This window comes from Sediminibacillus dalangtanensis (assembly GCF_017792025.1).
GTDB classification, from domain to species: Bacteria; Bacillota; Bacilli; order Bacillales; family Amphibacillaceae; genus Sediminibacillus; species Sediminibacillus dalangtanensis.
Map to the genome: position 1 here is coordinate 2,044,816 of NZ_CP046956.1, position 13,487 is coordinate 2,058,302.

The following is a 13,487-nucleotide window of genomic DNA, read 5'->3' on the forward strand; positions in this document are numbered from 1 at the left end:
CCTTTTCACCAATGGATTTCTGCAGAATACAGATTTTCGTCACCACCGTCAAGTTTGCGGACTCTTAAAGCGCCATCTTCAGCAATACCTAGAATCTCTGCTTGATACTCCTGCTTACTTGCAGATACGTGCACCTGTTCTCCGATTTTATATCCGTAATGTTCCCACTTCTCTTTTATCGCCGCAAAACCGTTAAGCAGATAATTTCCATAATACGTTTCAAAGTCAGCTAGTATTTGTTGCACAAGGGGTGCTAACTCCCATTCTATGCCAGTCTCCTGCTTTATGGATGTTGCAGTCTGCTGGATGTCTTCGGGAAGATCAGATAATGACTGATTAACGTTGATGCCTATCCCCAAGACTATGTATTGAATTTCATCCTGCTCTGCCTGCATTTCGGTTAAGATTCCAGCGGCCTTGCGATCATGAAAGAATATGTCGTTCGGCCATTTTATTGCTGGTGTGGTATTTGTGAGTGACTCGATTGCCTCAGCTATGGCTACAGCTGTCAGCAACGTAATTTGCGGTGCCTTGTGTGGAAGGATCGGAGGCCGTAGAATAATGCTCATCCATATCCCTTCCGTTTTTGCCGAGTGCCATCTCCGGCCCATTCTTCCCTTGCCTGCTGTTTGCTCGTCTGCAAGAATGACTGTACCTTCTTCAGTACCTTTCTGGGCAAGTTGATGTCCGATTACTTGGGTAGACTCTACAACTGGGTAATGAAACAATTGCTTCCCTGCCCATCTCGTCCTCAACCCCCATTTCACGGTACTTGCACTTAGCTTATCAGGCTGACCACTAATACGATATCCTTTTCTGGGTACGGCTTGTACTTGATACCCCTCTTTTTCCAGCTCCTTCATGTGCTTCCATACCGCGGTACGCGAAATACCCAGGTTTTCCGAAAGCTCCTGTCCAGAAATAAACGATTGATTGCTTCTTTTCAGTAATTCAATCAGTTGATTGCGGGTGGTATTCATGTTTCAGCCACTCCTTCAAAACATTTTTTTGATTGGGCAGCTCACCGATTACCACTAATTTTTCTAAGGAGGTCAGAGCCTGATTGATCCAAGGGCCCTTTTTCCGTTCCGGGAACCATTGGATGAGATCTTTTCCTGTTACCGACAGGTCTCTTTTCTGTCTGATTGGAAGAGAATGTATTAGATGATTGATATAATCAATCCTTACTGGCGAAAAATAGGTAGTATGCAACCGGATAAAACTGTCCAAAAGATGGCTGGGCAACTGATAAACGAGCCAGGCATCGATTTGTTTTTTTCTACTGTAGGAAATGGCTTCGTATAATTGCTCTGCCTCTTTTTTTGTTCGATTAGATAGCTTCCATGCTTTGGTCCATTCCGATATTGTTACTTGCTTATCCCAGTAAACCAGCATGCAAATAAGCTCGGACAGCTGTCCAAACGGCACCTTTACTTGCCTTAGAGAATCCTGTAACCGCCGGTTCTCTTTAAATACAGGCAGACAATCAACCAGGTTTGACCTCCGTAATAATTCAACCCCTTTGCTGACATACGGACCGGCAAACAATTTTTCCAATTCACCTGTTATACGCTCGGTCGATATTTCCTTTATCATTACAGCTCCATCGGCTAAAGCAGAAAACGTCTCTGAATCAAGTTGAAAATCAAGCTGGCTGGCAAAACGAAGCGCACGCAACATCCGAAGTGGGTCTTCTGAAAAACGTTCAGAAGGGTTTCCGACCGTTCGAATCATTTTGTTCTTTATCGATTTCCTCCCATAATATGGATCGATCACTTTTCCCTGTTTGTCCATAGCAATGGCATTCATCGTGAAATCCCGGCGTGCGAGGTCTTTTTCCAGATCATCCACGAATTCTACTTCATCCGGATGCCGAAAATCAGAATACCCTTCTTCTACACGAAAGGTCGTCACTTCGAATGACTCCCCGTTATGGCGAACGATAACAGTTCCGTGTTCGATCCCAACCGGTATCACTTTCGGAAAAACCTCCTTTACTTGTTCCGGTTTTGCCGAAGTAGTGATATCGATGTCGCCGATCGGTCGACCAATCAAGAAGTCTCGAACTGCCCCGCCGACAAAGAAGGCAGAATAACCATGCCGCTCCAGTTTTTCCAATATATTTTTTCCATTAGAGAATGCCGGAAACTCCATTATTGACCACCTGTCATGACACTGTCGTAGACTTGCTCATATGCTGTCAATATTTTTTCAGCACGAAAACGTTTATGAGCCGATTGCACGGCCGTTTTTGAAAAAGTCTGCCACAGCTCACTGTCAGTAAGCAGCTGAACAGCACGTTCCGCTATATCCTTTATGTCACCTAAATCGGTGATAAACCCGGTTTGGCCATGCTCGATGACTTCCGGGATACCGCCGATATTAGTTCCGATGCAAGGAACACCGCAGGCCATTGCTTCCAGGAGCACCAGTCCGAAGCTCTCTTTTTCAGATAAAAGCAGCTTTAAATCGGCTATCGAAAATAAATCACTGACGTTTATCTGGCGTCCCAGGAACAGGACACGGTCTTCTATTCCAAGCTGTTTCACTACCCGGCACATTTCGGAGTATTCGGGACCGTCGCCTACAAGCAATAGCTTTGCAGGCACTTTTCCCTGGATTATATGAAAGGCAGCAATCACGTCTGCCACTCGTTTCACTTTCCTGAAGTTAGAAACATGAATGATGACTTTTTCCTCATCAGCAATGCCGTAATCCTGTCTAAGGCGTTGATTTTCCCGCTGATGATATTCCCGTTCATCGATAAAATTGTAGATGACTTCTATTTCTCTCTCCACACCCAGCATTTCTTTCGTCTGGGCAACAAGGCTCCGTGAAACTGCTGTAACGGCATCGGATTGATCAATACCGTGTTTGATCATTTTGGTTAAACTATTATCAATCCCGAGGACTGTGATATCCGTCCCATGCAACGTAGTGACGATTTTTACATCATGCTCCGCTATTTCCCTTGCCAATATGGCACAGATGGCATGTGGCATGGCATAGTGAACATGAAGAATATCGAGTTTTTCCTGATCAATCACTTCTGCCATCTTGTTGGCCAACGCTAGGTCATATGGCGGGTATTGGAAGACGGGATAATGGTTCAGCTCCACTTCATGGAAATAAATATTAGAGTTAACGCCCTGTAAACGGAACGGCAAACTTGAAGTGATAAAGTGTATTTCGTTCCCCTGCTTTGCCAGCAGTTTACCTAATTCTGTTGCTATGACTCCTGATCCACCAACAGATGGATAACAGGTTATACCGATTTTTTTCATGATTGACTTCCTTAGCTTATTATTTTCCTTTGACAATTTCTCTCCATTGAAAATCCCCATGCTCCAAAGCCCGGACGACAATTTCAGCTGCTCCGAGATTGGTAGCCAAAGGAATTTGGTATACATCACACAGTCTCATTAAGGCGCTGACATCTGGCTCATGAGGCTGAGCGGTAAGTGGATCACGGAAGAAAATGACGACATCCATGTCGTTTTGTGCAATCATCGCACCGATTTGCTGGTCGCCGCCAAGTGGACCCGATTGAAAACGGTGTATATCCATATTCGTTGCTTCGGCTATTTTGGAGCCGGTTGTTCCGGTGGCATATAGCTGATGCTTTTCCAGGATATGCGTATAAGCAATCGTGAATTCGATCATATCTGATTTCTTCTTATCATGTGCTATAAGAGCAATGTTCACCTTAATCCCTCATTCCAGTAAATTTTCCAAACCGTACACCAACAAATCCAGCTTCATTACATGATCAATCGCCAGCTTCACTCCTGACATAAAGGATTCCCGATGGAAGGAATCATGTTTGATGGTCAGATTTTGGCCGGAAGCACCGAAAACGACTTCCTGGTGCGCAACGAGTCCGGGAAGTCGAACACTGTGTATTTTCATGCCGTCGACATCAGCCCCTCTCGCTCCTTCGATGGTTTCCTTTTCATCCTGGTGTCCCTGCCGCTTGCTTTCCCTCACTTCCTGAATCAATCGGGCAGTTTTCACAGCTGTTCCCGATGGAGCATCGAGCTTATTGTCATGATGACGTTCAATGATTTCCACATCAGGAAAATACTTCGCTGCCCACTTGGAAAACTGCATCATCAAAACAGCACCCAAGGCGAAGTTTGGAGCAATCACAGTCCCTAATTGTTTTTCTTCTGCCAGTCTCGTCAATTCTTCGAGCTGCTCCTCCGTGAAACCTGTTGTACCTACAACCGGGCGGATGCCATTCTCCAAAGCGGTCTTCGTATGCAAGTATCCATATTCAGGGGTAGTCAAGTCCACCAATACATCTGCTTCAACTTGCTGGAAACACTCTTCCACGTCTTCATAAATACGGGCATCAAAAGCAGGCAGTCCATCTATATCTCTCACGAGCATGCCGTCGTTTTTACGATCAAGACAAGCAGCAAGTTCCAGATCATCTTGTTTGGCGATCATGCGAAGCGCTTCACTCCCCATTTTCCCGCGTGGTCCTGCAACAATTACTTTTGTTTTAGTCATGATCCTTCCCCTCTCCATCTTTTCTTGTCCAACGATTTTTGTCTCTTGTTTCTATTTTGCTCATCGACCGTTCAAATGCGTCTGAAAGGTCGATATCCAACGAATTGGCAAAACATATGGCGACAAATAACAAATCACCTAATTCGTCTTCCATTGTTTTTTCCTGTTCAGAAGCTTTTTTTGGTTTTTCTCCATGATGATGATTCACTTCCCGTGCCAACTCGCCGACTTCTTCCGTCAACCTTGCCATAAGGCTTAATGGAGAAAAATATCCTTCTTTGAATTGTCCTATGTAAGCATCCACTCTTTTTTGCATTTCAACCGTGGTATATCCTTTTTCGTGATCCATCTCCGATACTCCTTTTTTACAGCAAGCCCATACGGAGGGAAGCTTGGCTTTTGTATGTTCAATCAATTAACATGTTAGCTAAAAGGAGGACGTTTGACAAATTTTTAATACAGGAACGGTAATGATTGTTACCTAATCGGGGATTGTCTATAATGGTTAAGGTAATTCTATTAGAAGAGGTGATGGAATGAGTGTTTTCGGCATCAAGTTAAAAAATACACTGTTCATCTTGTTCGGATCTGCTGTATTTGCTTTCGGAATCGTCCATTTTAATATGCAAAATGAACTGGGTGAAGGTGGCTTTACCGGAATAACCTTGCTATTTTATTTTTTGTGGGGCTGGGACCCTGCCATCATGAATATTGTATTGAATGTACCGGCATTCATCGTCGGCTGGCGATTTTTAAGCCGCAATACGTTTATTTATACGATTATTGGAACGTTGGCCGTATCCTTGTTTTTAAGTATTTTTCAAGCCCATCAATTTTATTTGCATTTAGAGTCGGACATGACCTTGGTTGCGTTATTCGCCGGGGTGTCTATCGGGATCGGACTTGGCATTATTTTTCGTTATGGCGGAACGACAGGTGGTGTCGACATCATTGCCAGGATCGTTCACAAGTATGCCGGCTGGAGCATGGGCAAAACCATGTTTTTATTCGACGCGATTGTTATCTCCACTTCAATTATCGCTTATTTAGAGCTTGTCGAAGGGATGTACACGCTTGTTGCTGTCTATGTCGCTGCGCGAGTCATCGACTTTATCCAGGAAGGGGCATATGCTGCTAGAGGAGCAACCATCATCTCCAATCGCAGCCATGAAGTTTCCGAAGAGATCCTGCGTAGGATGGATAGGGGCGTCACGGTCCTACAAGGAAAAGGAAGATATACAGGAGAAAACCGCGAAGTCTTGTATTGTGTCGTAGGCAGAAATGAAATCGTACGACTGCAAAATATCATCAACAGCGTTGACCCGCATGCTTTTGTGGCCGTTACTTCTGTACACGATGTTCTTGGCGAGGGATTCACCCTCGATGAAAACAAACAACCGCTTCAGGACTGATGCCTGGGCCGCAATGGAGTGTGCTGAGGAAGTTGAACCTGTAGAAAGCGCAGTATTGACATGTCGCTGAGAAGCATTTACAAAACAACAGAAAGTAAAAGAGTTTATCTTATAAGGACAAAAGCGCAAGCGCCTGTTTAAAGGAGTACAGGCTAGAGCCGTCACGTCCTGTGGCAACGCCTGCATGACCCACATCGTGTGCTTAAGAACAGCCTCGGCGTGGCGCTTTTTGCCACACAGAGGATGGGCTTAAGACCTCGAGGGGGTAGGCGCTGGAGCTGGACGTGGCTGTTTCAGCCAATAATGATCCACAGACAGTTAAATTTAACATTTCCTATATAATAAAAAAGAAAAACCGAACGAGTTCGAATGCTAGGATTCGAATCATCGTTCGGTTTTTAGCTTTGGCGACAATGCTTTGTCCCAGCCATGTATATTTGTCTTAGCTTTAATCGTCATTTGATACGACAAACATCAATATGAAGCGGATCAATTCTGCCACAGCGACCATTGCCGCAGCGACGTAAGTCAAAGCGGCTGCATTTAACACTTTCTTCGTTTGCCGCTCTTCATTATTGCGGATGATACCGCTGGAAACCAATTGGCCCATCGCCCGACTCGATGCATTGAACTCAACCGGAAGTGTCACCAGCTGGAACAACACAGCAAACGACATGAACACGATACCGACAAATACAAGGTTCATCATATCCATGATCGCACCAGCAATTATCAGGATAAAAGACAAATTGGAACCTAGATTAGCCAGCGGAAACAGTGAATGCCGGAAGCGTAGAAACGCATAAGATTCTGCATCCTGGATTGCATGCCCCACCTCATGCGCTGCAATTGCTGAAGCAGCCATCGAATGTCCATGGTAGTTGTCTTGGGACAACCGCACAACCTTTTTCCTCGGATCATAGTGGTCGGAAAGTGTGCCGCGTGTCTCTTCAACCCGTACATCGAAAATACCGTTATCATCTAATATTTTCCGGGCTACCTGTGCGCCAGTCACATAGGATGAAGTTGCAACTTGAGAATACTTTTTATAGGTTCTTTTCACTTTTGATTGAGCCCATAATGGGATGATCATTAAGAGCGCGATATAAATTAAGTAGCCGCCTAACGAAGCGAACATGCTCATTCCTCCATTGATGAAATTCAGTTCTTTCATTAAGGTCAATTTTAGTCAAATATGAGCAAATAGTCAACTGTTTTCTCTTTTGTTCTCTTGTCTTGTTCTTTCCCCTTTATACTTTTTCCAGGCTACATAGGAAAGCGTGATAATAATGAAACCACCGACAGCAGCCACCATAAAAATAAGCGTTAAATTCCGTTTCAATGTGTCATCGTTCCCTGTTTCAATTTGTTGCAATAGATCGGAAGCAGTAATCATCTGCTCTTGCCACCCGGGGCTGTCCATTGAAGCCAGCAAATAAGAAATGGCTGCACTCGTTTGCATATAACCTTCCTCGTCAGCAGCCAGCTTCAATGCCGGCTCCATGATATTCCAATGTGTTGTCAGACGGTTTATATCTTGCATGGCAAGTTCTTCATCGGTTTTAGACAATTGTTCTATTTCACTCTGCAGTTCCTGCTTCCAGGTCATCCAAAGCGGTTCCTTTTCATTTTTTAAAGCATCAAACACAAGAAGCAATGACATTGCATGGGTATACAGCTGTGAATCTTTATCCTCCGGGACCGCGACAGCTTGCAGGTTGCGTTGCAGAACATCAACAGCGATTTTTGCTTTGTCAGTATCGGTATGCTCAGAAGCATATTGTGTGAATTCTTGAGAATGGTGTTGCAGCAAGGCTTCGGCCTCTTCATATCTTTCCTCCTGTACGAAGCGGACATACTGGTAGATGGAGGAATGAACATCCTGGTGATGTGCCAAGACGGCCTTTCCTGGCAAAAACGCACCGACAGCCAGCAAAAAACAAAGTAATAATTGCGCATAACTTGTCCTATTCATCGAGATCCCCTCTCTAACCTATTCCTTTTCCAATGTATGAAAAGGAGGACAAGTTTAGACCATAAAGATAGTGATTTCTTAACGAAAGAGGGCTACGGTTCCGTTGCCTTTCTATAGAATCGTCAATCAAGACAACGGAAAGCTATCATCTCTAATAACACGCTGCCTGTATATAGCAGTGAATCAAGTGAAAATAGAGAGAACGATCACTGTAAGAGATGGCTTTTTCGTTTCAGGTGAATGGTTAGGTAATAAGCAATGGCAATCGAAACAATGCTCAGCCAAAAAGTAAAGTAGCCGATTTCATTCATGTAATCAGTTAACGAAGAGTAAACCGGCATCATGCCAAACACATAGTCGATAATATCATTATGTAAAGTCCAGATGGCTGCCACCATGATATGTCGAAGCTTTATTTTATAAAATGGTGCATATAGCAAACCCTGAATAGCCATTGCTCCATGCGACGCCATCAGCATATACCCCTGCCAGACTAAATCGCCAGTGGTAAACAAAGTAAGCAAGTTCATGACCACTGCCCACACACCATATTTGAATAAAGTGATGATAGCAAGTGCTTCTATGTAAGGAGCTTGCCTTCCATATAAATAGAAACCCAAAAATAAGCTAAAGAACAGGCTTGCTGTCGGACTATCCGGCACAAATGGCAGAAAAATGGTTGGTGTAACTGCCAACTGGCTGCCATACCAATAATAACCGTAAATCGTTCCCAATATATTGATGACCAGCAACATCCAAAGAAATTGTTTATTGGTTAATAGATACTTATACATTTCTTCATTCCCTTCATTCCTCAACAATAGAATGCTAATCCTGCCTTACTATCGAAAAAACCCTCGCCAGTAAATATGTCGGCGAGGGTTTTTTTCGATTGACTTATTCTCCACTTTCATTGACTTCGACTATAAACTCAGCCAATTGCTGTAATTCTTCATCGGTACCTTCGAATTGCCCAGGAGGCATATCCCCAATACCGTTTTGAGCGATATCTTTTATTTCATCTACTGAATGGTCAATGTCTGTTAATGGTGGGGCTGCTGCTCCGCCTTCGAGGCTTTCGCCGTGACATTGAATACAGCTATTGTTTTGGTAAACTTCGTAGCCTGGATGGTCTTCGTCAATTTCGACTTCAACAGGCAATTCAGGAGTATTTTCCTCCGCTCTTTGTTGCCAGTTCACGTGCTCTGCAGCTTCATATGTAAGCCAGAAAACACTTGCCATACCCAATAACATCAGCGATACAGCGATTGGACGCTGGGAAACCTTTCTGCCTGGCCTGTTGTCCAGGAACGGTGCCAGCAAAAGTCCGCCAAAAGCCAAACCTGGTGCTATGATGGCCCCTATGACAAAATATGGGCCACTGGCAAATTCATACTTTAAGAATTGGTATAAAAATAAGAAATACCAGTCTGGTAATGGTATATAACCTGCAGCTGTCGGATCGGCGATTCCTTCCAGCGGTGCCGGGTGAGCGGCAGTCAAACATAAGAAACCAACAAGAAATACCGCACCAACCAACCATTCTTTTAATAGGAAGTTCGGCCAAAATGCCTCTGTTCTCCCAGGATACTCTGAATAGTCCTTCGGTATATTAGGCTTTCGTTCAGCAGTGATTCGAGAATCACCGACAAACTTCATCCCTTTCCCTTTATGCACAGCTTTCCCTCCTTTTTACAATGTATCGTTGCTTATAGTGGTCCAGAAATACCTTGCTTTCGAATCAAGATAAAGTGGACGGCCATTAGGGCAAATAATGCAGCCGGCAGGAAAAATACGTGAATGGCAAAGAAACGGGTCAATGTTTGTGCACCGACAATATTTGGATCCCCTGCCATTAATGTTTTGGTCGCTTCACCGATGAAAGGCACTTTCTCGGCAATTTCCAGCGTTACCTGGGTTGCGAAATAAGCTTTGTTATCCCACGGAAGCAAGTAACCGGTCAAACCAAGGCCGAGCATGATGAAGAACAACAGTACACCGACCATCCAGTTCAATTCACGCGGCTTTTTATAAGCTCCCTGGAAAAAAACACGTAAAGTATGTAGGAACAGCATGACAATTACGACACTGGCACCCCAGTGATGCATTCCTCTAACGATTTGTCCGTGGGCGACTTCTGTCTGCAGATAGTAAACAGATCTCCACGCGTTTTCAATATCCGGTACATAATACATGGTCAAAAACATACCCGATAAGATTTGAATGACTGTCACAAAGAAAGTCAATCCGCCAAAACAATAGACAAACGCCGAAAAGTGATGCGCAGGATTGACGTGCTCCGGCACCTCATGGTCGGCAATATCCCGCCACAAAGGCGTAATATCAACGCGCTCGTCTACCCAATCATAAAGTTTTTGCAGCATAGATTACGCCTCCCCTCTCGGTTTTGTAGGTCCAAGCAATAAGGTCCCATCTTCAATTTTATATTCATAGAAATCCAAGCCTTCCGGCGGCGGTGTGTTTGGTACATTTTCACCGCTCTTGTAATAACGGCCGTCATGGCACGGGCAATAGAATTGATCAGGATAATCATCATTACCGGCCCATGTGACCATACAGCCAAGGTGCTTACAAATCGGAGACAGTGCCACAATATCACCATTTTCATCTTTGTAGACCCAGGCTGTTTTTGTTACGGTTGACTCATACCAGGCGTCGACCTGATCAATTTCCCAGTCAACCCTTGTAGGTTCTTCCGTGATGTTTTCCACATCTTCAACAGCTTTAAATTCGCCAGTGGTAGAAGCCTGCAAAGCTGGGTCGATAGCGAAACGCACCATCGGCGCAAGCATTCCGGCAGCCATAAACCCACCCACGCCTGTAAGCGTATAATTCAAAAACTGGCGACGGGACACTTGTTGTCTCTTTTCACTCATGGTTTACCCCCCTCTATGCTAAAATCCAACACATGATAATATCAAGTTTACTAGGACATATCCATGATAGCGCAATCTGTTTGTCCGGTCAATAAATTATAAGCAGGCGGACAAAGTTTCTATAACAGGAGTTGACTGGCTCCGTGCCGCAAGTCGACGCTAGCCATTTCCATTTGATTCAGCCAGCTGCAACTCGAACAAGCTTAAAGCTTTACTGTTCTTACTGATTCGTGCCAAGAATGTTACCAATAGGTTTTGATCAGGTCGGTCAGTTGGCTGACCTGGTCTTTAATGATAGTTTGTGTTTCTTTCGACTGCGTGTCTTCGGACTGGATGGCCGGCAGCCATAACAGGTTACCGTTCAAGTTCCGCTCCTGTTTCTTCCAATGCGGGTCAAAACTGAAGAAGAACACATGCTTGAACGGCCTCTCGCTTGCTTTAGCCGCCCATTCATTCAGTCGCGAAACCTCTGCACCCAAGTTCTCCGAAGCAAGATAATGATAGGCTGGCAGTAAAAAGATTCTTCCTTTAAAGTGCTTTTCCATTTCTCTTACAAAAATCATGCCTGTTTCCTGCTGGGCCGCACTTTTTTCCATTTCCTTCTGATTTGTAAAGGTAACCGGAATCAGCGGAATGAGTAAAGTATCAATATACTCTTCTGCGGTAAAATACTGACCCAAATCTTGTTTGTTCCATTGCATGGTCTGTCACCTTTCCTATTCTTTGTCACTTTACTAAAAATATCATAAAAAAGAGCGAATTTCATCTAATAAAAATGAAATCCGCTCTTTCCATCTCATGCACCAGATGTATGTCACCTACTTCACCTGCGCAAATCTATCTTCCAGTTCCCTCAATTCTCTGATCAACCGGTCGAAGCTTGACTGATCCCGATTATCCAGCGCCAAGTCAATTCCTTCTTGCAATCTTTGTTTCTGGGTTTGATAAATGGATTTATCCAACATTTTCTTCGCAGCCAGACGATCTTTTTTTGTAATAAAGTAGTCATCCGGGAGATATGGATTATCTTCCAATACTGCTACATAAGAGGCTGATTGGTTCGCATTTTTAAAATTGAGTTGAATATATACCGGATCCTTTCGGTTCAGCCGTATGTCATGAAACGATTTTTCGGCATCGGTCGTGACGATATGGTTTTTATAAAAGCGAAAAGGAGCTTCCTCTGAGCAGAAGGTAGAGATGACAATTCCCCGCGGACAATACCTTGCTTCCCTGATAAAATGGACGCGCTCTAATAAGTTTTCATGATTGATTAAATAGTTCAAAATCCAGACACTTTCTCTTCTTTTCAACTGATAATTTCGTAAAAACCAGCGAATAAATTCTTTTTTATCCTTAATTGAAATAGGTGTGTTCAACGCAATTGCTCCCTCCTTCTTAAAGAGAGTTAAAAATCCTCCGACTCGGTCAAACGACTAAGATATCCCTCGATTTCTGTATCGCTTGGCTCCAATTTTAAATACTTGGCAAACACCTCTTTCGCTTCCCGGATCCTCCCTTCTTCCACTAGAAAATATCCATATTCTTTTAGGAAGTCAGCGTCTTCTGTAAAGTTATTATATGCAGTTTGATATTGAATTAATGCATCATGATAGGATTCTGTCTCCTGGTATGCCCGGGCAAGTTCCCACCGATAATTGGCATCCTCTTCCCCGTTTTCCAGCAGCCTGGTTAACAGTTCGACAATAGCTTCATAATCGCTATTCCCTTTATATGTTTCAATTAAAAACAATACCGCTTCTTTAAAGCCTGGATCCATAGCTACTGCCTCTTCGACAAGTTTATAGCTTTCTTCCTGGTGACCCAGCTTAAGTGCGAGCACACCTGCTAGGTGATAAAGTTCCTTGTTGAACTCATCCGCTTTCAAGCCTTTCTTCGCCGTTTCGTACGCTTCTTCTACCATCCCTTCAGACTCATAGGTTTGCGCTAAATATAAATAAACAGACTGGTAGTATGGATCACTTTTGATCACCTGCTCCCAGACATTGATGGCAATGTCTGGCCTTTGTGCCCGATACGCAGTGAACCCGTATTTAAATAAGTTGTCAGGATTTTCGCTTTCCATTTCCTGATAGTAATCGATCGCCTTTTCGAACTCTCCTGTCGCGGCATAGGCCTCTGCCAACCTTGCTGCAATTTCAATATCACTGATGACTGGCTGTACCTCTGCCACTTTTTCATAATAAGGAATCGATTTCTGGTATTCTCCAGTGGAAAAAGCCAGTTCTCCCAACGCAAAGTCGATTACGGGCTCAGTGGGATCAAAATTTTTTGCCTCCAGCAGTTTTTGCTCGGAAACCTCAAACAGTCCTTGGGCCTGGTATAAATCAGCCAGTTGAACGAGTGCTTCCATGTATTCTTCGTCTTCAGGAGAAAAACGGTTCAAGACATCAATTGCCTCTTCATCTTCATCAAGATCGATATGAATTTCCGCCAGCATGATTTTCAGTTCGGCTTCCTTAGGGTACTGTTCGGAAAGGGTTTGAAAAATAAATTTTGCCTCTTCCAGCATTCCCCATTGCATATAAAGTTCGCCGATCGTGTATTTTTCTTCTTCATTTGCCTGAGGAAGATAGGTTTCCAGTCTATCGATCGCTTCCTCTGTTTTATTTTGTTCCATCAATTTTATCGCTTCATGAATTTCCTGCATGCTAGGACATCCTTTCT

Annotated in this window: 16 protein-coding genes; 1 reads left to right on the plus strand and 15 read right to left on the minus strand. The window is 43.9% G+C overall.

Going from position 1 to position 13,487, the window contains the following annotated elements; all coding sequences use genetic code 11:
- Positions 1-5: 5 nt before the first annotated feature.
- From ERJ70_RS10255 to ERJ70_RS10280, 6 genes are read right to left on the minus strand one after another with little or no spacing between them, the layout of a single operon-like run.
- Positions 6-980 (minus strand): biotin--[acetyl-CoA-carboxylase] ligase, encoded by a 975-nt coding sequence (locus tag ERJ70_RS10255; RefSeq protein ID WP_209369047.1) that lies wholly within the window; start codon positions 978-980, stop codon positions 6-8.
- The gene (locus tag ERJ70_RS10260; protein WP_209369048.1) at positions 952-2,154 is read right to left on the minus strand and encodes a CCA tRNA nucleotidyltransferase; all 1,203 of its coding nucleotides are present in this window, start codon (positions 2,152-2,154) and stop codon (positions 952-954) included. Before ERJ70_RS10260 ends, ERJ70_RS10255 begins: the two co-directional genes overlap by 29 nt.
- Complete coding sequence (bshA, locus tag ERJ70_RS10265) at positions 2,154-3,284, minus strand: N-acetyl-alpha-D-glucosaminyl L-malate synthase BshA (protein WP_209369049.1); 1,131 nt, start codon at positions 3,282-3,284, stop codon at positions 2,154-2,156. The genes ERJ70_RS10260 and bshA overlap by 1 nt, the downstream gene beginning before the upstream one ends.
- A gap of 19 nt (positions 3,285-3,303) precedes the next feature.
- Complete coding sequence (mgsA, locus tag ERJ70_RS10270) at positions 3,304-3,705, minus strand: methylglyoxal synthase (RefSeq protein WP_026570142.1); 402 nt, start codon at positions 3,703-3,705, stop codon at positions 3,304-3,306.
- A 9-nt stretch (positions 3,706-3,714) separates the two neighbouring features.
- The gene (gene dapB, locus ERJ70_RS10275; RefSeq protein ID WP_209369050.1) at positions 3,715-4,515 is read right to left on the minus strand and encodes a 4-hydroxy-tetrahydrodipicolinate reductase; all 801 of its coding nucleotides are present in this window, start codon (positions 4,513-4,515) and stop codon (positions 3,715-3,717) included.
- A complete protein-coding gene (locus tag ERJ70_RS10280) occupies positions 4,508-4,864 on the minus strand; it encodes a nucleotide pyrophosphohydrolase (protein WP_209369051.1) in 357 nt (118 codons plus the stop codon). Before ERJ70_RS10280 ends, dapB begins: the two co-directional genes overlap by 8 nt.
- A 187-nt stretch (positions 4,865-5,051) precedes the next feature.
- Between ERJ70_RS10280 and ERJ70_RS10285 the strand changes: the two genes are divergently transcribed.
- The gene (locus ERJ70_RS10285; RefSeq protein WP_209369052.1) at positions 5,052-5,927 is read left to right on the plus strand and encodes a YitT family protein; all 876 of its coding nucleotides are present in this window, start codon (positions 5,052-5,054) and stop codon (positions 5,925-5,927) included.
- 448 nt (positions 5,928-6,375) lie between these two features.
- Here ERJ70_RS10285 and ERJ70_RS10290 read toward each other — a convergent pair whose 3' ends face one another.
- The 9 genes from ERJ70_RS10290 to ERJ70_RS10330 form a co-directional block, all read right to left on the minus strand.
- Entirely contained in the window at positions 6,376-7,065 is a 690-nt protein-coding gene (locus ERJ70_RS10290) for a zinc metallopeptidase (RefSeq protein ID WP_209364811.1), read from the minus strand.
- Positions 7,066-7,134: 69 nt separating this feature from the next.
- Positions 7,135-7,902 (minus strand): sporulation protein YpjB, encoded by a 768-nt coding sequence (locus ERJ70_RS10295; RefSeq protein ID WP_209364812.1) that lies wholly within the window; start codon positions 7,900-7,902, stop codon positions 7,135-7,137.
- A 206-nt stretch (positions 7,903-8,108) separates the two neighbouring features.
- Positions 8,109-8,696 (minus strand): lipoprotein heptaprenylglyceryl N-acetyltransferase LhaT, encoded by a 588-nt coding sequence (lhaT, locus tag ERJ70_RS10300; RefSeq protein WP_209364813.1) that lies wholly within the window; start codon positions 8,694-8,696, stop codon positions 8,109-8,111.
- A gap of 103 nt (positions 8,697-8,799) precedes the next feature.
- A complete protein-coding gene (locus ERJ70_RS10305) occupies positions 8,800-9,579 on the minus strand; it encodes a menaquinol-cytochrome c reductase cytochrome b/c subunit (RefSeq protein ID WP_209364814.1) in 780 nt (259 codons plus the stop codon).
- Between the two features lie 32 nt (positions 9,580-9,611).
- Positions 9,612-10,286, minus strand: coding sequence for a menaquinol-cytochrome c reductase cytochrome b subunit (qcrB, locus tag ERJ70_RS10310; protein WP_074597146.1), 675 nt, complete (start codon positions 10,284-10,286; stop codon positions 9,612-9,614).
- Positions 10,287-10,289: 3 nt separating this feature from the next.
- Positions 10,290-10,799, minus strand: a complete 510-nt coding sequence (locus ERJ70_RS10315; RefSeq protein WP_209364815.1) for a QcrA and Rieske domain-containing protein — start codon at positions 10,797-10,799, stop codon at positions 10,290-10,292.
- Positions 10,800-11,041: 242 nt separating this feature from the next.
- Positions 11,042-11,500, minus strand: a complete 459-nt coding sequence (locus ERJ70_RS10320) for a DUF2487 family protein (protein ID WP_209364816.1) — start codon at positions 11,498-11,500, stop codon at positions 11,042-11,044.
- A 117-nt stretch (positions 11,501-11,617) separates the two neighbouring features.
- Complete coding sequence (locus ERJ70_RS10325) at positions 11,618-12,178, minus strand: ReoY family proteolytic degradation factor (RefSeq protein WP_209364817.1); 561 nt, start codon at positions 12,176-12,178, stop codon at positions 11,618-11,620.
- A 29-nt stretch (positions 12,179-12,207) separates the two neighbouring features.
- On the minus strand, positions 12,208-13,470 hold the full coding sequence (locus tag ERJ70_RS10330; RefSeq protein WP_209364818.1) for a tetratricopeptide repeat protein: 1,263 nt from the start codon (positions 13,468-13,470) through the stop codon (positions 12,208-12,210).
- Between the last annotated feature and the right edge of the window lie 17 nt (positions 13,471-13,487).